We start from the raw sequence: 21,843 nt of genomic DNA on the forward strand, positions 1-21,843 counted from the left end.
AATCCGTAGTGTAGAATGAAAATGACTTATCAAGTAATTACGGTAGTTTACACAAATAAATGACAAACTTGGGCTAAGTATCCCTTTGACGTTGGCTATCATGGTATGGACCCATGGAAGAAGCTTTGATGTTTGAGGCCCTTTCCCTACTACAATATTTTCATGGGCTTTGATCTTTTTACCCATAATCCCATAAGAACGCCAACCATCTGATCGCAGTCTGGTATCCAAATCCAAATTTTTCCACATGGTTTTTAAGATCTACTCTCCACTAACCCTATTAACTAAAGACATTTTCACGTAACCTGCTCTATCCCCTTTGTTTTCTACCGCAACAACTACTTTGCTCTTTCCAACCGCTCCTCTCCCTCGCTTCCCGGGTTTCGATGGACCAAAGTAGCTGTCATCCATTTCTACAAGCCCTCCAAGCTTATAATGACTATCCCTTTCCTCCATGGCCTTCCTCATTTTATGCCCCATAACCCATACCGTCTTGTAACTCTTTATCTCTAACATCCTTTTAATAGACATCATCGAGATCCCGCTTTTTGATCGAGACATAAGAAAAATCATCCAGAACCATTTCCTTAAAGGTATCCTTGTCTTGTGAAATATTGTCCCTGCCGTAACTGATACCTGAGACTTACACCCCTTGCACTGATATAATTCTCTCGTACTATGATATGAGTACTCAGTATTCCCACATCTGGGACACTTATATCCATCTGGCTACCTGAGTCTAAATAGGTGCTCTTTACAAGCCTCTTCAGTGGCAAACCTTTCTTGAAACTTTATAATATCCATAGATTCTTGTTCCATGTTACTGGACCTCCTTTGTTTTTTCCCTTTATACCAAAAAGACGGACCTAAAGAAACAATCGAAAACAATATTGAAGGGATAACTTTGTGGTTACTCACACTTGGAAATGTACCAATACATGTTCACGATAAGACATAATTTTCGAACATCTTCACAAAAAAGAGTTGTTAAAATAACGTGTTTTAAGGAAACATTTTTATAATTCATTATTATTTAGCGTATGGTACAAATCTGCTCATGAATTTCAATGATGGATCAAAATAGCCCCGTTTTCAAAACGGGGCTATTTTGCTTAATTTTTTCTAAAACGCTTCTTCTTCACTAAGAAGAATAGCGTTATTATTGGTGCCACCGTAGGTCGAATTATTCAGGACATACTCAAGTTTGAAAACATTTACATAAGATGCTCGATTTGATGTGCTCACATAGTCAGGATAAAGAATAGCCCAACCGCCGGAGTTTTCTATTTGGGCTCTCTGGGTAGCATCAAGGAAGCTTTCTATTTCAAGGGCTCCCATGCATTTTACCGTTTGAGCCCCCGATCCGGTTCTAGCAAGGCTTATGCCATCTCTCGTAAAAACACCCTCTGTTTCGGAACATTGATCACCTCCGCAAGAGGCAGTACTAGCTATTCGAGATGCGGCGCTGTCCTTTGATGTTACAAGTTTAAGAGTTGCTACGTAATCCGTATCATTCATGTTTATCCCTACAGGGGTTACAAAAAGTTTTGTAGTCCATATGTTCAGAGGGAAAAAGGGAAGTGTCGCGCCTTCACCAGAGTAATATTGGGAAGAGCTGAAACGCTCGGTGCTTAGGTGTAGTTCACTCAGATCTGTAAAATCATAAGTTTGTAAGTCGCTTCTATTCTGTGCCCGATATCCCCAAGCAGCTCCAGAAGTAATGTCCAAAAGAACTGCCTCCCCATAAAGAGTTGTGTCACCATATTCCAAAGTACTCAATCCAACATCTACACGAGATCCAGATGCATTCGAATGTGTTACGAGCAGATAACCTCTCAATGGGGCTACCGGGGCCTTAAATGATCCACCATAAGAATTTGTGTCACTGTACATAGCGTTACCGCCGGAAAATATCCCAGCCACATCAAATGTAATGAGATCGTTTGGAACCGTAGGTCTAGTAAGAGAAGAGGTGCTACAGCTTTCCCCAATAGGGGTGCTTGGCGTTTTATAACGATAGATAAAGGTTAAATGCTGGCCACTTGCGGAAGCTTTGTTAACGATTGAGACAATGGTTGTCACATTGGCACCATCTGAAGCAATGTAAGGGAAGAAGATGGTATCAGCGTAAACACCACCGGCACTTAACAAAAAAATACAAAAAAAAGTAACTACCAAAATCTTTGGAAAAGTTGCTTTTTTCATGGCTTAACTCCTTATTAAATTGTCTTTGTGTGACATTAACAACTACAATATATCTTATGCAAACTGTACAATATAAAAAAGTCAACGATAAATTTACAATGCTCTAAAAAATTTTTACCATGCAAGTAATTATTCGAGCTGTTCCTCGTCTTTCTCCTTTTCGTTTTAGTATCTGATGGAACTCCCTTCCATTAACGGATTTATGTATTTCTTGTGCCATTCATTGTCCACAAAGATCCATAAATCGTGAAGAAGTCGCTCCTCTTTTTCCGACGAAAATTTTTGGTTGCCAACTATTAAATCCTTGACTTCATAGAGGACCTTTATGTGGACGGTGGCTTCCGGTCCTTTTATTTCCACTCCTTCCACCTGAGCTTTATGGTATATTATGCTTCCAAGCTTTGCTGCGTAGTTCTCATATTTGATTCTCGCTCTAAAAAAGGGATCGTAAAAACTGTAGGTTTTACGAAAATCCCTGGAAATCATGTATTTCCAGTAATCGTTCACTCTTTTTACGAGAAGCCTTTCGGTTTTCTCCGGATCTAAGATATTGTTTTTTTTAGTGAATAGTTTTTCAGGCGAAAGGATTTTAGCGAAAACAAGCTGTCCGTCCGAAAAAGTATCGTTGGAAAATTGAAGCCAACTCACATAAAAAGCATCTTTGTAAAAGGATAGAGTCGGCCTGAAGCTATAGTTTTTTCTGAATGATAAAAGTATATTGCGTCTTTGCCAAGTTTTTCCGTTGTCTGGTGAGAATGTTGCAAAAACACCTCGCCTTATCAAACGACTGTCCTCCCAAACCACGAAAACTCTATTTCTCCCATCATGAACTGCTACAGGAAGCCAAGCAAAAGTATTATCAAAACCATTGTCAAGCCTTGCTGTTGTTCCCATTTTTTCTGGCAAATTAGCCTTGTAAACAAAAACTCTTTGCTTTGTCTTCCCGGGTATTTCAGAGCTATATACCACAAGGACTGAGTCGTCCTTGGGATAAACCTTATGAGCAAAGGCCACATCTTCGTTGGTAACGAGGGGAACTTCTCTAAACCCCTCTTTGTCAAGATAAAATAGTGATAATACGATCTCCTGATTTCGAGAGTATTTGACTAACGCTTCCGGTAATTCCCTTTGGTTGTCAGTTTCTACAAAAGATACGACATCTACTCCTTCCTTTACCAAAAATTTTTCATAAACCCCGTCCCGGCCTGGATCAAAAAGATAGCACGCAATAGCAGAACGATTCTTTTCCTTTTCTCCTAAAAAGATAAAGACACCTTTTACTGTGACTGCTAAAGATGGACTGGCTATGCTTCCCGTATCCGTAAGATCAAGGGGGTACCATCTAACATCACTTCCGTTTTCTAGAACACCTACGGCGATAGATTTCTTCGATATATCTTCAGCCAGAATATGCACTTTACCCTTGAACCAAGCTATCTTTACCAATTGAACAGAGTCAAAAGGCGCGGATTCATTCACTTTTGCCCAGTTTTCTCCCCTATCTTGAGAAAGGATTAACCCTATTTTGGCTTTACCATCTCGCTTTTCAACCCAAGAAACCGCCACCTTATCGCCTTCTACTGCCATAGCGGGAGAGGACACTTTTTCGGAAAAATAAATAGGCTTTTTGTTCCAGCGCCAGAAGGTTAACCGGCCCTTTTCTACGAATAAAACCATATCCTCTTTTACGATCGGATTAACAGAATAATCAATGGAATCTCTTATTTCAAAAGATAAATCTGCCTTCTCCTGTTTTCCCTTGAGAGCAAAACAATGAGTAGTGAAAATAGTAGCATCAAAAACTAAAGCTGCCAGGATTATTACCAGAGACTCTCTCATAAAGCTTTTACCTCCTTATTTTCTTATATTATACTTCCGTAAAGTGTTAACAGTGACAACATAAAATAAAGGTTACAGGAAAGTCTAAACCACAACAGCCGCTAGGGCAAGTTAAGGATGTCCTTCCAATTGAATATCATTTTACATATTACCTTAACAGGGGGGAGAGCAAAGAAATATCATGAGATGAAGAAAAAAATCTCGGGGAAGCATTGGACATAAAACCATGACAAAACTTATAACAAGCAGCACAAAAATTTTTAATACTCCAATAGCTACAAGTTAACGCTAGAGGGGTTTTATTCCGAAGACAGAACCTGATCCTACAACCGTTGGAAAACTCATATCCAAAAGAATTCTTACGAACCTTGCAAAGGCTATTAGAAACATCATCCCAACTACTAACAAGATAATATCCAAATAATTGGCAACATTTGAAAAAATACTTCTGTTGTTTCTGCTTTTCAACATATGGCAGGTCTAAAAGTCTGCATAGGTGTGCCAGTATTCCAAAAGCCCTAATGAAAAGGATGCATTTCTGTAGAAGACCATTATTGGGATATGTAACATTTAAGCAGGAATAAGTTGTGGCTATTTTATATAACTAAATAAACTCTGTAAAAAACCAGCCTAAATCCAGAAAAGCCAATCTATATAGGTTTTAGTAAAAGACAGAACCTAACTTGTTGCCCAGTTCTGCGCTTAAAAACTTCTCTTTAGTGGCTCATGATGTTTTCAAATTCCTCACGAGAACCCACTTTTTCTCCTACCTTCTTAAAAAATGGGAACAGGATAACAATTGGAGATTCTTTAAGCTTACCTTCAGAATAGTAAGCTTCGTTTATTTCGGCACAGACCACTTTCCCAATAATTAGAGAGTATTTGTCCCTCAGAATTTCTTCTTCAAGTTTAGCTTCAATCCATCCCAAAGAGTCTTTCACTCGAGGAGGTTTTACTTTTCGAGCGGGCACGGATTCCAGCCCAACTTCTTCAAGTTCATTAACACCAGGAGGATAGGACTTAGAGCAAAGCATTGCCTTCCTGAATGACGCCGGAACCACAACGTTTACTACAAACTCTTGAGTTTCCCTTATGTTTTTTAGAGTATCTCGGGGAAGAGCTGATGCAATGGCTATAATATCCAATGGCCTCAAGATGGGCATAACACACCCATAAGGGGCTGCATTTGCTCTGCCTTCCCCATCAACCGTCGTGATTAAAGTGAGAGGAAGAGGAAGCAACCGTTTGAAATCATGCGGCTCCAGGATCATATTAATCCCTCCTTTCAGCGCAAGCCCGACAAAGCTTTTTACCGTCACGTTCTACCATTTTCGTTTGCATGGTTGCTTCACCACATTCGTCACACATCTCCGAAGGAACAATCCTGGCTTTGGGTGGAAGATCAATCTTGATTTCCTCAATCTTAAAGAACTCTTCCGGATCAGATTCCAACACTTTTCTGCTCCGCTCTATGTGGAGTTCCCAGAAACGATTTCTTTCTTCGTCGGTAGCCGTATCATTCAACACCTTCTGTAACAATTCAAAGTGCTCCCTTCTATCCTGTGGTCTAAAAGCTCTTTCCCTAAGGCTGACCCTTACGCCTTTGCCTGTTTTCCGACTAGCAAAAGTGACTGCCATCTTGCCGTAATCTTTGTAAATAAGATTCCCCTTACCAAAGGTGCACCCTGTAAGGACCTGAACTGCATCTACAAAACAAGAATCATTTTCCACTATGGCAACTAATTCCTCGTCTTCTGCTCGCATTTCGTTTAGTTTTTCCATACCGATTCTTGCTGCCTTATAACCCAGGGATAATCCAGGACAAACATGGCCATGAAAATCTACACAGTCTTCAAAACCTTCATATTTTTTAATCTCATCGCGATCCATGAAGCTATCCTCCATTTTCTCTCGTCTTTTAAGTTCCTCTAAAAAGTTACCTTTTCTCCTGGTTTTCCATAAAGATTCTTCATTGAGTCGTAAACATCTTTTCCAAGGAAAAATTTATAAATTTCTCGAGCCTTAGCATCTATTTCAACATCCTGGAACCTATCTGGATAAAGCACTTTACCAACAACGTAAGAATCCACTATTACCGTTTCCACATTAGTAGCATAGTAATTAAAGGGGAAAAGTAAATACACCGAACCATCTTGGAAGGACTTAAGGTTTTTATAAAAATCCGACTTTTTAAGATAATCCTGTCGGATCAATTCAAGTCCTCCTCCGTCGATAAAGATCACGTCAGGATTTAGCTTAAGTATCACTTCCTTATCACTAAACACGTGGGATCCTATCTTGGCACTGATTTCATTAGCAAGATTTATTGAGTTGGTCCAATCAAGTGGAAGATAGTGTTGTTCAGTGCTTTCGATGCCATGGGCGCCGCGATAGCCAATCCCCCCAACGTAAACTCGAGGCTTTTTCTCCTTTGGAATATCTTCTGTGCGATTATTCAGGTCATGTCGGATACCTTCGATAAAGTTAATCAATGCCTCAGCCCGGTTTTCTTTCCCGAGAACCTTTGCAGCGGTTCTAAGGGATTCATAGAGAGTCTCGTCAAAGGTAGCAAAACGACCATACGAAAGCACTACCACAGGAATATTGATGGCTTTCTGAACATCCTCTGCAAGTGATTTTTCCATGTAGGTTATAAAAATGACGTCCGGTGAAACTCTAAGTAACGCTTCCAAGTTGGGCTTTTTATTAATGCTTTCAGGACCACCCGGGCCTATGGATGGAAGACTGGCTAATTCAGGATGAGCCAACCAATATGGGCGACCGCCAGCGGCCCGCTTTTCCATATCTTCCACTCCAACTACTCGGTCCACCGCATCCAGATAGCTGATCAGCCTCAAAGCACCGGGCCCAAGACACACAATCCGCTTCGCTTCTCCAGAGATTTCAACTATTCTTCCTGCTCCGTCGGTAATAGTTATTTTTCCGCTACTTACGGACTCACTATGAGCATCTTTCAGATACCCTATGCCCATAGTAAGACACATCAGGCACCAGATAATTACTCTCTTCATCATCGCACTCCTCCACTAAATCGTCCACCGGAATCACCACAGTGTGTTTTCCTGCCCGAACCATTTGCACTCTAACCCCATAAACATCCTTAAAAGTTCTTGGATCGAGTTCATCCGGTGTTGTTGCCGCCCAGATAATGCCGTTCTTGAGAAAAATCAGCCTATCAGCAAACCTTAGAGCAAGATTCACATCATGGAGGCAAACGATAGTTGCTACTAAAGGCCTTCTATTCTTTGTTATGTTCCATATGATTTTCATAACCTCAAGCTGGTTCTTTATATCAAGGTGACTTGTGGGTTCGTCCAGGAGCAAAACATCTGGGGTCTGAGCAAGAGCCCGAGCAATCAGCACTTTTTGCATCTCCCCACCGCTTAATTCGCTAACCCTTTTCATGGCGAGACTTTTTAAACCGAGAGCCGTTATAACATCATCAACAATCTTATAGTCATGTTTGCTAAGCGACCAGGTTATATAAGGCTTTCTTCCAAGGGCAATCATTTCGAAAACGGTTAATTCAGAGTCGTGAGACCGTTGAGGCACGTAGCCAATGCGGCGAGCAATCTGATTGCGACTCCACTTAGCAATATCTTCACATCCAACAAGAACCACCCCTTTATGAGGAGATAGAATAGAGTTCATACACTTAAGAAGGGTTGATTTCCCTGCCCCGTTTACTCCAAGAAGAGCAATACATTCTCCGCGCCGAACATCAAAGGTCACCCCCTCCAAAACGCTTTTTCTGGAAGGATAACCGAAGTGAACATCTTCTACCTTGATGATCATATTTTAACCCCTATGCAGTTACGTTAGAGCTAGCAATACAAGATTCATTTATAGCCTCTCATCAAAAGATACAAAAAGAGAGGAGCTCCCATAAATGATGTAATAACTCCAACGGGAAGACCACCGGATCCAATTAAAATTCGCCCAGCCGTATCTGCTCCAAGAAGAAGTAAAGCTCCCAACAGTGCTGTAGCTGGGATTAGCAAAGAATAATTCATTCCGAAAAGCCGTCTTGCTGCGTGAGGAGCTATCAATCCCACAAAGGCAATTACGCCGTGAAAAGCTGTTGCTACTGAAGCCACTACTGCTACCATTGCCATTCCTTGCCATCGAAGCTTTTCAACAGAGACCCCAAGCCCTTTTGCTGATTCTTCCCCAGATTCCACAGCCATAAAATCCCAGGCTTTCAAATACAGAAAGACCAAAGCTAGAATGACTACAGCAACAGTTGCGGCAATTTCTCTCCAGCTTGACCTTGCAACATCCCCGAAGGTCCAAAAAACTATCATGGCTAGCTCGGTTTCCGTTGCGAGATATTGGATAAGAACCGTCGATGCAGAAAAAAGGGAAGATAGGGCGACCCCAGCTAATACTATAGATTCGGGAGTAAGTTTCTTTATGCGCCCCAAAAAGAGAATGGTCATCCCAGCAAAAAGAGAGCCACCAAAAGCAAAGATGGCTATGGAAAGATATTTTAACTTGAAAAGCACAACCGATAAAGCCGCTCCAAAAGCCGCACCCTGGCTGATTCCTAGAGTTGAAGGCGAAGCAAGAGGATTTCTTAATAGAGATTGAAGAGCAAGCCCCGAGAGGGCAAGTCCTGCACCAACTACAAGTGCAGCTATTGTTCTAGGCAAACGAATGTTCCAGATAAGAATCGCATGTTTTCCGGCACCTACACCTAGAAGAGCTTTCAATATGTCATCTATCGAAAGATGGTATGCCCCTACAATAAGCGACACAATTACAAGCAAAAGGCATAATAGGGTAAGAATCAGTAGAAACCATCGTTTTTGGGTAACGCTTTTTTTGAAAAAATCCGATGGCGAATCTTCCAATTTGGGATAATCGCAAGGAACTACCTGAATTTTGGACTGAAAAAAAGAAAACGCCACGAATGCAAATACCCCCCAAATTCTTGGTTTCGCCTTCGTGGCTTTCTGGCTTTGCTTCGTGCAAAGTTTCGACTTGAAGGATAATCCAAACCCCAAAACTTGTCAAAATGATATTTCAAATATTCCGCTAAGGATCTATAATCTGGCCCCGAGTTAAATGTGGCGGAAAAGAAAGCAACAATTTAATTTCTTAGGAGCAAAAGAAATGTCACTAAGAGTTTCAATATTCTGGTTAATTTTAATGGTATCAAGCTCCTTTTTATGGACAATTCTCAACCTAAATATTGCGCACGCGGACGATGAAACGACATCACTGCAATCGCAGGAATCAACGCCAGTAGTAGAAGATAATATAACACCTCTTTTGAAGACAGCCCTTGTATGCGAATCGGTAAGGAACGGAAATTGCGAGCGATCAACAGTGGTGCTTTCGGTAGAAAAAAAGCAGGTCTTTTGTTATACTCTTTTTGAAAACGTTTATTCTCCTAGAGTTATCTATCATCGTTGGTATCACCGTGGTGAATTAACGACTCAGATAAGGTTAAAGCTTCAACCTCCGCGCTGGGCAACCTACAGTTCGATACAACTTCGAGAAGCCGACAAGGGCCCATGGCAAGTTGAGATAGTGGATGAAACGGGACGCATATATGGAATCTTGAGATTTAGTATAACAGATTGACAAGTTATGAAAACAATCCTTGATTTTCTAAAAACCGTAAGATGGCAAGATGTACTGGACATACTTCTCAACAGCTACATCCTTTTCAGGATTTATGTGCTTTTTCGCCATACCAATGCTTTTAGAGTCGTCATAGGCATTGGAATTTTGTGGGTGTGCCAGAAGATCGCAACAAGCCTCGGGCTTGTCATAACTAGCTGGATCCTTCAAGCGGTGATCGCACTTGCAGCCATTATCATCATTGTGGTTTTCCGAAATGAACTCCGCTCAGCACTTCAAGTGCAAAACCTTAGAAGTTTTCTCTGGGGAGGTCCTTCCAAACACGCTATAACCCCAGCTCAGATTATTGCCGATACGGCCATGTACATGGGGAAAAAGCGCATTGGAGCATTGATTGTAATTCCAGGCAGAGAAGATATTTCGGAATTGGTTCATGGCGGCATACCATGGCACGGGAAAGTTTCTCAAGAAATGATAGTAAGCATTTTCTGGCCCAACAATCCTGTCCATGACGGTGCTATAATTATTGATGGAGAGGAGATTAAAGAAGTAGCGGTTCTCTTGCCTCTTTCTCAAAGATCCGATCTGCCAAGTTTTTACGGCACTCGCCATAGAGCCGCCCTAGGTTTAGCAGAAAGAAGTGACGCATTGGTTATAGTCGTCTCCGAAGAACGTGGACGAGTCTCCATAGCAAAAAACGGCACAATTCGGGTGGTATCCGAAACGGAAACTCTTTATCAAGCCATCACTGAACACCTGAAACCCATCTCTCAAGAACAAACTAACTGGTTTGATAAAACTCGCCTACAGACCATTCTAGCCGCTTTTGCTTCCTTCATAATTATTTCAGGAGCCTGGTTTGCCTTCACAAGAAGCAAAGACGTTGTAATGTCAGTTGAAGTTCCAATAGAGTTCCTAAATCGTCCATTGAATTACGAAATAATAGAAGTCAATCCTACTCAGGTCACCCTCCATCTTACAGGATCCAGCGCTTTCATGAAATCTATAAGACCGCAGCAAATAGAGGTAAGAATCGACTTAAAAAAAGCTTCCGAAGGCAAAAATATTATGCCTATTACACAGGAAAATATATTTATTCCGCCGGGCATTTTTATAAGTCGTGTTGAGCCAAGCTTTGTTGAAGTTACTCTAGACACCATTGCATCAAAGGAAGTAAGCATACAAGTTGACTGGAAAGGGCATCTTGACGACAACCTGATACTTAGCGAAGTAAAACTTTCTCCACCAACTATTGTTCTAATTGGGGGGAAGTCTATCTTGAATAACATTTCTACGATATACACAGCACCAGTGCCACTTGATACTATACACAGTTCAGGAAGCACATCTGTGCCGATCATAGTCATGCCGGCATCCGTTAAAATTGCATCTAATATGCCGGACAGAGTTGTGGTGGAATATGTTGTGAGAGATCGCAAAACCATGGAGGTTATTCCTCCATAAAAGCAATCTACTTTGAGTAAACATTCAAAGATTTAAGCTCAAAAATCTTTTTGAAACGGAGGGAATTAGGTAATGGCTCAAAATGTCGAAATCTCGGAAGGAAAAATTATCGTACCAGATCAACCCATCATAGGTTTTATCGAAGGCGATGGAACCGGACCAGACATCTGGAGAGCAACTCGTATGGTGATTGACGCAGCCGTTGAAAAAGCCTCTAACGGAAGGAAAAAAATCGAATGGAAAGAACTTCTTGCGGGAGAAAAGGCATATCGAGAAACCGGAAGCTGGCTTCCTCAAGAAACCATCGAAGAGATTCGCTCTTTGAAAATCGCCATAAAGGGACCTCTAACTACTCCCGTTGGTGGAGGTTTTCGTAGTGTAAATGTAACTCTTAGGCAAGTGTTAGATTTATATGCCTGCATTCGCCCTGTCCGCTACATACGAGGTGTCCCATCTCCAATGAAAAACCCGGAAAAAGTTAACATGGTCATTTTCAGAGAAAACACAGAAGATGTTTACGCTGGTATAGAATGGCCTGCAGGATCGGAAGAAGCCAAAAAAGTAGCGACCTTCTTGAAAGACTCTTTTTCAGTTCATATCCCTGAAGATGCCGGTATAGGGATCAAGCCGATAAGCCGTCGATGCACTGAGAGGCTCGTAAAGAAGGCTATTGAATACGCCATAGACAACAATCTACCTTCGGTAACCCTTGTTCATAAAGGAAACATTATGAAATACACCGAAGGAGCGTTTAGAAATTGGGGATACGCGTTTGCCGCTTCTTATTTTGGAGACAAAACCATAACCGAGGACGATCTCTGGAAGCTTTACGATGGAAAGATCCCACCAGATAAAATTGTAATAAAAGACAGAATCGCTGATGCAATGTTCCAGCAAGTGCTCCTTAGACCCGAAGAATATTCAGTTATCGCCACACCAAACCTAAACGGAGACTATCTTTCTGATGCGCTTGCGGCTCAGGTTGGTGGTCTGGGTATGGCACCAGGAGCAAACATCGGGGATCAGTGTGCAGTCTTTGAAGCTACTCACGGCACTGCACCGAAATACGCTGGCCTTGATAAGGTTAACCCAAGTTCCCTTATTCTCTCGGGAGCGATGATGCTTAGATATATGGGCTGGAAGGAAGAGGCAGATCTTATCGAGCGGGGATTAGAAAAAGCCATTGAATCAAGGCGAGTGACCTATGATTTAGCCAGACAGATGGATGGTGCCGAGGAAGTTTCTTGCTCTAAATTTGGAGAGATAATTGTTGAAATGATGAAATAATCTGGATCACCCCATCGAGCCTAAAAAACTCGTTGGGGTGACTTCCTACCTCAAGTATTCTGGATACTTAAGAAAAAATGTGCCAAAAGCCGCTACAATAAGAGCATGAGAAATTACACCATCTTTAAGGAGCTTTGGTATTTCCGATACTGGATAGAGCACTACTTCAATATCCTCAAGCTCATCTAAATGCTGGCGAGCGGCTGGATAGGCATTCCTGGCTAAAAAAGTGTAACAGACATTAGTTTGAATAGCCGGGTTAGGATGAAGTGTTCCAAGAAGTTCCCAAACCTGAGCGTCATAGCCCGTTTCTTCCAGCAACTCTCGGCGAGCTCCACTTTGCGGGTCATCCCGTTCGTCTATTACTCCTCCGGGAAGTTCAAGAGTTATTTCACGAATCCCATGCCGATATTGTCTAACCATTACTACTTCATCATTTGGTGTGATAGCAATAATGTTTGCCCAGGGAGCAAAATCTAAAGCATAAACGCTGTAAAGTCGCCCTGTTGTTGGCATTACCACTTCATCAATTCTAAGTCTGAAAAGTCCCAACTTTTTCTCTGATTTTGTGGATACTACACGCCACGGTTTTATAGCCATCTCGCCAGAAAACTCCTCTACTTTTCCAAAAATTGGGTTTCCAGGATAACTTAGAGAGACCGAATAATCTAGAAGTAATTTTATAGAAACTCTCCTCCGGCAATTTCGATAAGCATATTTTTTAACTCTTTACCACACCTTCTAAACCCCTCTTGACCATAGACCATATTAGCTTCTATGACGTACAAAGCGCCATTAAAAATGATCATATCAAGCCCTACATCGTCAAAACCACAGCGATTCGATACATTCTCAGCAAAAGCCAGAGCATCCGGCGGTATATCTTTGAAGGATATATCTGCTCCCTGAGACACATTGTGCCTGAACTCCCCTGTTCTACCAATACGCCAATATGCATGGACCGCCTTTGAACCCAAAACCACAACTCTTAGATCCCTATCTACCGGGAGATATTCCTGGATGTAGGCAGGATGGTGATTTTCAAGATACCTTCCAAGATCTTCTTCAGAAGAAATTAAAAAAACTCCTCGCCCCTGTGAACTGCCTACAGGATCTTTGGCAATAAATGGGTAAGAAAATTCCTGAAGAATTTGCTCCTTCCTTACTTTTCCGTAATAAATGCGAGTCCTTGGATGGGGTATGGCGAGCCACTCAAAGAGAAGAGTCTGACGAATTTTGTTTCCAATAAACTCACAGTAGTTCCTTGGAAAAACTTTTTTACCTAAAGCTTTGAAGAACTGTTCGTAAAGTCTGGAGGGATAATAAATAAGGTCGGCTTCCCAAAGAAGCTTTTGTTCATCGATATTATATTCATCCCAGTTTAGACGAACTCCTAAAACCGGTACTGATTCGCTAAAACTAATTCGACGTCCAAGAGCCACTCTTTTCATTGTCTTCTAAGACCTGTCCCATAATAAGCCCTTGCATAAACCAAAAATACATTGTCACCTCGGCATCGCCGAAATTGTTTTCCGTCAATCCTTCGAGCATATACATGACCAGGACGATCAGACCAGCAAAAGCCCAAAAGTTGCCAGTTTTTCTGAAGCTTTTATAAAGCCTAAAAGCCAATGCACCATAAACCATAAGAAAGAAAAGTAAACCTGGAAGTCCGTAATTTATCGCCATCTGGAGATAGGCATTATGGGCGTGTCCCTTAGCATCAAGCGGGTATCCCTTTGTGTAGTGGTCAATCAGTTTAGGAAATACATGAACACCAATCCCAAATATGGGATAATCTTTGATTATGCCGACTGCTCCTTTCCAGAGCGCAAATCGAGTAGAATCGCTTATTATCACGGTATATCCCCGATTATAAAGACGTTCAAATCTGGGACTGTTTATAGTCAGAACCACTAAAAAAACTCCCAAAACTCCAACAAATATAAACCCTTTCAGCCGATATCTAAAGATCACCAGTAAGCTAATTACAAAGATCAAGCCGTATATGACCATCCGACTCAAAGAAACAAAAACGCCCGCTAAAATGATCACTCCGGTAAAGACAAGAACAGCCCGGTTTTTCGCAGATAAACCTCGATTGAAAAATAACCATGACATAATAAGAACGACCGTTAAAGCCAGTCCATTAGCGTATGTTAAGGAATTACTCGAAACCCCAATCGCTCGCTCAGCTCCGGCTACAACAAATTGAAAGATGCCGCAAAAGGACTGAATTATAGATCCAACAATGAACAAAATCCAAAACCTAGTAGCTTTTTCACCAAGCCTGACAGTGAAATAGCCAAACGGGAAAAATAATACATGCCACCAGCTAAACATCTGCTTAAAAAGTCTAACATCGACGAAAAAACTCCCTAGTACGATCCATCCAATCCACAATGCAAAAGGGATCAGCATCGGAAAATTTTTATAAAGACCTTGCTTAAAAGCTTTTGTTACTATGTAAGGGAAAGCCAGTATAAAGCTTATCTGTGTGATCGTAATAGATAAGCCATGTGAGACTGCGTTGGCATACAGAAGAAACTTGGCAAGAAATTCAATTTTATCCCGATATCTCATATTTTTTGAAACCCTTAGTTCTCGTCTATACTAAGCCAGTCTTCCAATATACTTGGTCAAGATACCTTGAATGCAACAAAATAGATCCACAACCCACCGTGAGGAAGCCGAAAAACGGCAGGATTGTAAACCTGAAAAACACGTAGTAGTTCCGGATCAGGCACAACAAGTCCTGCGCGCCAATTTCGATAATGACTTCCTAAGTGCTCTTTAATTTGGTTGTAAAGCTTGCCTGCTGATACAGAAAGCCTTCTTCCGTAGGGAGGATTCATAACAATGGCACCAGTAGTTGTTAGATTAAGGTCTTTTGGGACAAGTTCAAAAAAGTTACCCTGTATCCATATGATATCATCAGCAACACTGGCTCTCTTAGCATTCCGTCTGGCTCGATCCAATTGATGACTATCCTTATCTATTGCCACAATGGGTTGACAAAGATTTTTGATGGAAGCCAAGGCTGTTTTCTGTTCGTATTGCCAGGGAGCATCGTCAAAAAAGGGAAGCTGTTCAAAGAGAAAACTTCTCTCAAGCCCTGGAGCTCTGTTTTTTCCTATTAAAGCCGCTTCAATAGCAAAGGTGCCTGATCCAGTCATGGCGTCAACGAGTGGTTCCCCAGCAGGATCCCATCGAAGGAATTTGAACATCGCACAGGCAAGCGTTTCCCTCAAAGGAGCATAGCCAGGTTCAAGTCTGTAACCACGCTCATGGAGATGAACACCCGTAAGATCCATTTTCACAGTGCAAACGTTACGAACTAAATCAACCCATAATCTGCACCTAGGAAAAGAAAATTCATCGATCTGGTCTTCCGAATCCAAGGTCATACGTTCCCAGGACACGATCAATCCTTGCTCGGCAAATCGATTACAAATAGCCTTAACAGTTTCTTCACAAACCATCCCTTCATGCCTTAAATTCGAATATTTCACATTGCAATAAATCCGGACAGGAATGGAAGGATTAAGCCATAGTTCCCAGGGTATGTCTCTCATGCGCTTCTGAAAAACTTTAACAGACCCTGCTGTAAATTGAGCAAGACGAATGAGCACTCGACTCGCCGTTCTAAGCCATAGACAAAGCTTGTAAGCATCCCAGATTCTCCCTCTAAAACTAATTGAAGTAGATGTTTTGTCCCCTGAAAAAGCTTCTTCAGAAAGAACACTGTAACCAAGTGATGAAATCTCGCTCTGGCAAACATCTATCCACTGAGGAGGCACAATAACCTCAAAAATATGTTGAGGTGCCCGCACGAAACGCTTTACTCGCCGCAAAAAGGCTTTGGAATAGTATCGTTCAGCTTTCCAGGCCTGAATCCCATTTCCTTCAAACCGAATCATCATCGACACAGCAATCTCCCCGTAGAAAATAATCCCGATAAAGCTTGTAACATGTCCGTTTCTTGAGTAAATTCCCTAGGTCGTAAAGTATATACAACAAAAACTCCAAGGAAGCGAAAATGAACGCCTTCATTGTGGGTGGCACTCATAGTGGAGTTGGAAAAACTACCATTAGCCTGGCTCTCATGGCATTCTTTTCTTCAAAGGGAATTAAAGTTCAGCCATTCAAAGTTGGCCCGGATTTTATAGATCCAGGACTCCATTCTCGAGTCACCGGAAGAGTCTCTAGAAACTTGGATGGTTGGATGCTAACTCGATCTTATAACCAGGCACTATTTGCCTGGAATTGCAGGGATGCAGAAATTGCCATCATAGAAGGTGTCATGGGGTTTTACGATGGTTTTGACGGAAAAAGCGAAGATGGAAGCACAGCGCAAATGGCAAAATGGCTTGATGTGCCAGTCCTTCTCATTGTTGATGCTCAAAGTATGGCTCGCAGTGTTGCTGCAATCGTTCACGGTTTTACAACATTCGATAAAGAAATTAAGTGGGTTGGAGTAATTTTAAATCGGGTGGGCAGTTACAAGCATTTCGAATACCTGAGAGAAGCTCTTCTGTCCTCCCTTCCTCACATACCCATACTGGGTTGGATACCACGCGAACAAAGTTTAACCTTGCCAGAACGTCATTTAGGTTTGGTAACTGTCGATGAAAGTCCGCTTGACAAACCATGGATGGATCGAGCAGCGGATTTAATCAGAAAGTTCATAGATGTTGAAACACTTCTCGCCAGAAGCCATGTAGCAGTTCCATTCACTCACCAGTCACCTTTTAATTACAACAACTTCAAGGAATCGCCGGATCAAACTCGAATCAGGATTGCCATCGCCCGCGATGAAGCCTTTTGCTTTTATTACGAAGATAACATTGACTTATTAAAAGCCTACGGAGCCGATATTTGCTTTTTCTCGCCAGTCAGAGGGGAACCCATTCCTACGGATATCGATGCAGTAATTCTTGGTGGAGGCTACCCCGAAATGCACCTAGAAAAACTTTCCAGCAATAAGATTTTCTTTGATGAACTAAGAAGACGCTTTTCCCTGGGGATCCCAATATACGCCGAATGCGGTGGGTTAATGACACTATCACGCTTCATAGAAGACTGGGAAGGTAAACGATGGACAATGGCTGGTATCCTTCCTTTCGGGACGAAGATGCTAAAAAGGCGGAAAGCTCTTGGTTATGTGGAGGTAAAGCTATCCAGAAACTGTATCTTGGGACCTGCTGGTAGTCGCATTAGGGGGCATGAATTTCACTACTCTGAAATTTGTAACGAGGATTTTGCAAATGCGCCGCCTATTAACCACCACAAAGAAGGTCTGTTAGCTAGGCAAGGCGGATTTATAGGGCGGGCTGCCCCTAAATCTAACGTTTCAATTACTGCAAGTATGGAAACCATTTACGAAGTTTCCCGCCGTAAAGGTGATACAATTAGACAAGAAGGATACTGTATAGGGAGTGCGATTGCTAGCTATGTTCATCAACATTGGGGTAGCAACCCTAATGTCCCAAAAAACTTTGTGTCTTTCCTGAAAAGGAGGATAAAAAACAGTCCATGAAGCGCGCCAAATCCGTAATGTTTCTTGGCACAGGTTCTGATGTTGGAAAAAGCATCCTTGCTGCTGCGTTGTGTAGAGTTCTTAAACAGGATGGTTACAAGGTTGCCCCGTTCAAAGCCCAAAATATGGCTCTAAATTCTTTTGTAACGCCTGAGGGCGGAGAAATGGGCAGAGCTCAAGTGGTGCAGGCTGAAGCAGCAGGTGTAGAACCTCATGTGGACATGAATCCAATTTTGCTTAAACCCACATCCCAAGTAGGATCGCAAGTAATAGTCCTGGGACGCCCTATTGGTAACATGACAGCTAAAGAATATTACCGTTACAAAAAACAACTTATATCAGTTGTTGGTGATGCCTACGAAAGGCTCGCAAAAAACTACGATGTTATAGTGCTTGAAGGAGCCGGAAGTGCTGTCGAACTCAATCTCAAAGAACATGATATTGTAAATCTTTCCATGGCAAAAATGGTGCAGTCTCCCTCCATTCTGGTTGGAGATATTGATCGTGGTGGAATTTTTGCGTCCCTTTTGGGAAGCATCGCCCTAATGGAACCAGATGAACGGAATCTCATAGCTGGTATGGTAGTTAATAAATTCCGGGGCGATCCTGCTCTCTTTGAAAGCGGGGTTAAAATCCTTGAAAACCTTTCAGGAAAGCCTGTGCTTGGGGTTGTGCCCTTTTTTTCTCATATTCAAATACACGAAGAAGATAGCGTTGCTCTCTCAAAAAAATTTGCTCAAAGAACCAGCAATGATGCAGGTCCCCAAATATCTTCGGAAGTAATATCTATTGGAATTCTTCGCCTTCCCTATATTTCAAACTACACCGATTTTGATGCTTTGGAACAGGAATCCAACGTAAACATTGCTTATTTTGATCGTCCGGAAGATGTTTTTTCCTTTGATGCAATTATAATCCCCGGTAGCAAGAATACCATTGAAGATCTTGCAATCCTGCACAACCTGGGGTTAGTTGATGCTCTTAGATCATTTGTCAAAACCGGGCGTATCTTAGTCGGAATTTGTGGTGGATACCAGATGTTAGGAAAGTATGTACGTGACGAAGAAGGAGTAGAAAGTAAGATAAGAGAAATTGATGGCTTAGGAATAATCCCAATGGGAACGGAGATGTTCAAAGAAAAAATCACTTACCAAGTCGAAGCACTACCGAATCCTGATCATCCTCTCTGGGAATTTCTAACAGAAAACACTAAGCCCCTGTTAGGTTATGAAATCCACATGGGCAGAAGCTTTTCCCTGATCAAAGAGGCAAAACATCTTTTTAAGGTCAGACGTGTTGGAACTTCATCCGATGATTTTCATCTAGATGGTCTGGTGGGAGATGTGGGTGAATGCTGGGGCACTTACATACACGGTATATTTGACAACGATTATTTCAGAAAATATTTCCTGAGAAGAATTGCAACAAAACTAGGTAAAAGAGTGCCGGAATGTGAGAAAAGCATGGAGTTCCTGAAATGGAAGGAACAACAGTATAACCTTTTAGCTGACCACTTCAGACGCCATGTTGATGTGAACCGAATATACAAAATAATTGGACTTTAGGAGACTACAGTGTCGTTTTCAGATTTTTCCCTGTGGCATTTAATTACAGCCTATGTGTTAGATCTCATTATCGGCGATCCCTATTGGATGCCTCACCCCGTTAGATGGATAGGAAGTTTGATATCTTATCTTGAAAAAGTCTTATATCCCAAAAAAAATTCAAACACGGATTCTCTTATTGCTTCATGGAATCTCGCGCTAAGAGGCGGGATGCTCGTGACTCTCACTATTACCATTGTGGTTGGAACTTGTTGGGTAGCAATTAAAATGCTTCCTCGCCCATTGTTAGATATCTTCTTTGTATGGCTTACATACACACTTCTAGCAACACGAAGTTTGCATATTGAAACAAAACGAGTTATTCAGGCTGTTGAAACAGGTGACATTGAAAAAGCTAGAAAAAAGTTAGCCTGGCTTGTAAGTAGGGATACAGAAAACCTTGATGAAAAAGGGGTTTTGCGAGGTACCCTTGAAACACTTTCTGAAAACATATCTGATGGCGTTCTAGCTCCTCTTTTCTGTATTGGAATTGGCGGTCCCATAATGGGGCTTCTTTATAAAACCATCAACACTCTCGATTCGATGATCGGTTACAAAAACGAAAGATATTTATATTTCGGCAAAATTGCCGCTCGACTGGATGATGTTTTTAACTATATTCCTGCAAGGTTAACCGGGGTTTTCATTGTTTCTTCATCATGGATTATTCAACATCTCAGCGAACTTATATTAAAATCCCGGAGCGTATTAGACTGGAAGCGCGGCTGGCAAATTATGAAGCGTGACGGAAAAGCACTCGCAAGCCCTAACTCAGGTATTCCTCAAGCAGCTATGGCAGGGGCTTTGGGAATACAGTTGGGAGGGCCTTCATCATATTTTGGAAAAATTGTAAACAAACCAACAATGGGTGATCCAATATATCCTATATCAATAGAATCATATAAGCTAGGGGTCGTCATCTTGTACCTTACTTCAGCAATCGGTTTTGCGATTAGTATAATCTTAAAGTTAATAAGCTTTAACCTATAACAACAACATAAGAAGGAAATTGTGAATATTTATAACGGGGATGTCATGATGAAACAATCGGTTCACGGTGGTAACATTTACGAAGTTGCGAGAATCTTAAGATGTCAGCCTGAAGAAATTATTGATCTTAGCGCAAGTATAAATCCTTTAGGTCCCCCTGCAGGATTAAAGGATCTTATATGCGAAAGCTTTAACGCAATTCGACATTATCCCGACATTGGAAACACAGAATTGATCGAAGCTATATCAGATAGTCAAGATATAAACCCAGATTACGTAATTGTAGGAAACGGCTCAACCGAAATTTTATACTGGATCCCTTATGCTTTTGACTTGAAACGAGTAGCCATTGTAGTGCCAACGTTCAGCGAATACATTAGATCTCTCGAAAACAAAGGCGCTATTATAAGAACTTTAACAGCATCATGGGAACATGGTTTTCAACCCACGGTTTATCAACTCGAAGCACTCATAAACAACGTTAACCCAGATGCTATTTTCCTTACAAATCCAGGAAGCCCCTCAGGAGTTCCTTTTTCTGATGATATTCGTGAGTTCATAAAAGAAAAAGCAAAACGTAGCGACTTTTTGTGGATTATAGACGAAGTATTTATAGACTTTTGCGAAGAATTTTCTCTTTTGGAACTGGTAAAAGCATTACCAAACATTCTTATAATAAGATCTCTCACTAAATTCTATGCTCTACCTGGATTGCGTCTAGGATATGCTCTCGCTCATCCACTGACATGCCAAAGGTTGAGAAATTTCATCCCACCGTGGTCTGTTAACACCATTGCCCAGATAGCAGGCGCCTATTGTATTAAACAAGATGATTTTCGCATGAAGACTCTGGAGTTTTTCTCAAAGGAAAGGGCGAGAGTTTTTGGGGTTCTGAGAGAATTTCCTTGGCTCTCCTTTCTAAAAACTTTCGCCAATTACGTTCTTATTAAACTGAACGATAACTGCCCAACCGATGCAGCCAAAATCCAAACTGCTTTAATTGAACAAAAACGAATTTTGATTAGAAATTGTGAGAATTTCAAAGGCTTATCGAACAGATTTATTAGGATTGCCATAGCATCCCCTGAATTAAACGACTTGTGGTTACAGGCTCTCAAGGAACTCATCGCTGGTCTCGTATCAAATGATTCCAACCAGGTAAAGGAAGTCTCAGGAAGGCAAGTTTAATAAGTGGCGTACTAGGGGCAAATATAATAAACGATAGCGGTTAAATAAAAAAGGATCGGCGGCGACCTACTTTCCCACGAAGCTACCTTCGCAGTATCATCGGCGCTGAGGGGCTTA

Annotated in this window: 20 protein-coding genes; 7 read left to right on the forward strand and 13 right to left on the reverse strand. The window is 41.6% G+C overall.

What is annotated here, in order from left to right:
• From WHS38_11805 to WHS38_11845, 9 genes are all read right to left on the reverse strand, one after another.
• On the reverse strand, window positions 1-249 hold a 249-nt coding region (locus tag WHS38_11805), incomplete at its 3' end, for a hypothetical protein (protein ID MEJ5301663.1).
• A 12-nt stretch (window positions 250-261) separates the two neighbouring features.
• The gene (locus WHS38_11810) at window positions 262-615 is read right to left on the reverse strand and encodes an IS1595 family transposase (GenBank protein MEJ5301664.1); all 354 of its coding nucleotides are present in this window, start codon (window positions 613-615) and stop codon (window positions 262-264) included.
• A 507-nt stretch (window positions 616-1,122) separates the two neighbouring features.
• Entirely contained in the window at window positions 1,123-2,205 is a 1,083-nt protein-coding gene (locus WHS38_11815) for a hypothetical protein (protein ID MEJ5301665.1), read from the reverse strand.
• A gap of 165 nt (window positions 2,206-2,370) precedes the next feature.
• The gene (locus WHS38_11820; GenBank protein ID MEJ5301666.1) at window positions 2,371-4,044 is read right to left on the reverse strand and encodes a hypothetical protein; all 1,674 of its coding nucleotides are present in this window, start codon (window positions 4,042-4,044) and stop codon (window positions 2,371-2,373) included.
• Window positions 4,045-4,760: 716 nt separating this feature from the next.
• Window positions 4,761-5,315, reverse strand: coding sequence for a flavin reductase family protein (locus WHS38_11825; protein ID MEJ5301667.1), 555 nt, complete (start codon window positions 5,313-5,315; stop codon window positions 4,761-4,763).
• A gap of 1 nt (window position 5,316) precedes the next feature.
• On the reverse strand, window positions 5,317-5,934 hold the full coding sequence (locus tag WHS38_11830) for an FmdE family protein (GenBank protein MEJ5301668.1): 618 nt from the start codon (window positions 5,932-5,934) through the stop codon (window positions 5,317-5,319).
• 38 nt (window positions 5,935-5,972) lie between these two features.
• A complete protein-coding gene (locus WHS38_11835; protein MEJ5301669.1) occupies window positions 5,973-7,079 on the reverse strand; it encodes an iron ABC transporter substrate-binding protein in 1,107 nt (368 codons plus the stop codon).
• Entirely contained in the window at window positions 7,006-7,860 is an 855-nt protein-coding gene (locus tag WHS38_11840; protein ID MEJ5301670.1) for an ABC transporter ATP-binding protein, read from the reverse strand. Before WHS38_11840 ends, WHS38_11835 begins: the two co-directional genes overlap by 74 nt.
• A gap of 44 nt (window positions 7,861-7,904) precedes the next feature.
• On the reverse strand, window positions 7,905-8,975 hold the full coding sequence (locus tag WHS38_11845; protein MEJ5301671.1) for an iron ABC transporter permease: 1,071 nt from the start codon (window positions 8,973-8,975) through the stop codon (window positions 7,905-7,907).
• Between the two features lie 205 nt (window positions 8,976-9,180).
• On the opposite strand from WHS38_11845, the gene WHS38_11850 reads away from it, so the two are divergent.
• The 3 genes from WHS38_11850 (at window position 9,181) to icd (ending at window position 12,405) form a co-directional block, all read left to right on the forward strand.
• Window positions 9,181-9,654 (forward strand): DUF2914 domain-containing protein, encoded by a 474-nt coding sequence (locus WHS38_11850; protein MEJ5301672.1) that lies wholly within the window; start codon window positions 9,181-9,183, stop codon window positions 9,652-9,654.
• A gap of 6 nt (window positions 9,655-9,660) precedes the next feature.
• Window positions 9,661-11,118: a diadenylate cyclase gene (locus tag WHS38_11855; protein MEJ5301673.1), complete on the forward strand. Its 1,458-nt coding sequence runs from the start codon at window positions 9,661-9,663 to the stop codon at window positions 11,116-11,118.
• A gap of 72 nt (window positions 11,119-11,190) precedes the next feature.
• Window positions 11,191-12,405, forward strand: coding sequence for an isocitrate dehydrogenase (NADP(+)) (gene icd, locus WHS38_11860; protein MEJ5301674.1), 1,215 nt, complete (start codon window positions 11,191-11,193; stop codon window positions 12,403-12,405).
• Between the two features lie 45 nt (window positions 12,406-12,450).
• Here the strand turns inward: icd and WHS38_11865 are convergent, their stop codons facing one another.
• The 4 genes from WHS38_11865 to WHS38_11880 all read right to left on the reverse strand — a co-directional run bounded on the left by WHS38_11865 (window position 12,451) and on the right by WHS38_11880 (window position 16,328).
• On the reverse strand, window positions 12,451-13,005 hold the full coding sequence (locus WHS38_11865; protein MEJ5301675.1) for an NUDIX hydrolase: 555 nt from the start codon (window positions 13,003-13,005) through the stop codon (window positions 12,451-12,453).
• An 80-nt stretch (window positions 13,006-13,085) separates the two neighbouring features.
• Window positions 13,086-13,856 carry a hypothetical protein gene (locus WHS38_11870; protein ID MEJ5301676.1) on the reverse strand — a complete coding sequence of 257 codons (771 nt, stop codon included), beginning with the start codon at window positions 13,854-13,856 and terminating at the stop codon, window positions 13,086-13,088.
• The gene (locus WHS38_11875; GenBank protein ID MEJ5301677.1) at window positions 13,825-14,988 is read right to left on the reverse strand and encodes an O-antigen ligase family protein; all 1,164 of its coding nucleotides are present in this window, start codon (window positions 14,986-14,988) and stop codon (window positions 13,825-13,827) included. The genes WHS38_11870 and WHS38_11875 overlap by 32 nt, the downstream gene beginning before the upstream one ends.
• Before the next feature lie 56 nt (window positions 14,989-15,044).
• Window positions 15,045-16,328 (reverse strand): hypothetical protein, encoded by a 1,284-nt coding sequence (locus WHS38_11880; protein MEJ5301678.1) that lies wholly within the window; start codon window positions 16,326-16,328, stop codon window positions 15,045-15,047.
• A gap of 116 nt (window positions 16,329-16,444) precedes the next feature.
• Here WHS38_11880 and WHS38_11885 point away from each other — a divergent pair, with 116 nt between their 5' ends.
• Genes WHS38_11885 through WHS38_11900 form a run of 4 tightly spaced genes read left to right on the forward strand, consistent with a single transcriptional unit; the run spans window position 16,445 to window position 21,726 of the window.
• Window positions 16,445-17,944 (forward strand): cobyrinate a,c-diamide synthase, encoded by a 1,500-nt coding sequence (locus tag WHS38_11885; protein ID MEJ5301679.1) that lies wholly within the window; start codon window positions 16,445-16,447, stop codon window positions 17,942-17,944.
• Window positions 17,941-19,509, forward strand: a complete 1,569-nt coding sequence (locus WHS38_11890; protein MEJ5301680.1) for a cobyric acid synthase — start codon at window positions 17,941-17,943, stop codon at window positions 19,507-19,509. Before WHS38_11885 ends, WHS38_11890 begins: the two co-directional genes overlap by 4 nt.
• Window positions 19,510-19,518: 9 nt before the next feature.
• Entirely contained in the window at window positions 19,519-20,538 is a 1,020-nt protein-coding gene (gene cbiB / locus WHS38_11895; GenBank protein ID MEJ5301681.1) for an adenosylcobinamide-phosphate synthase CbiB, read from the forward strand.
• A gap of 45 nt (window positions 20,539-20,583) precedes the next feature.
• Window positions 20,584-21,726 carry a threonine-phosphate decarboxylase gene (locus WHS38_11900; GenBank protein ID MEJ5301682.1) on the forward strand — a complete coding sequence of 381 codons (1,143 nt, stop codon included), beginning with the start codon at window positions 20,584-20,586 and terminating at the stop codon, window positions 21,724-21,726.
• Window positions 21,727-21,843: the final 117 nt, after the last annotated feature.

The organism is Thermodesulforhabdaceae bacterium (genome assembly GCA_037482015.1).
Taxonomy (GTDB): domain Bacteria; phylum Desulfobacterota; class Syntrophobacteria; order Syntrophobacterales; family Thermodesulforhabdaceae; genus JAOACS01.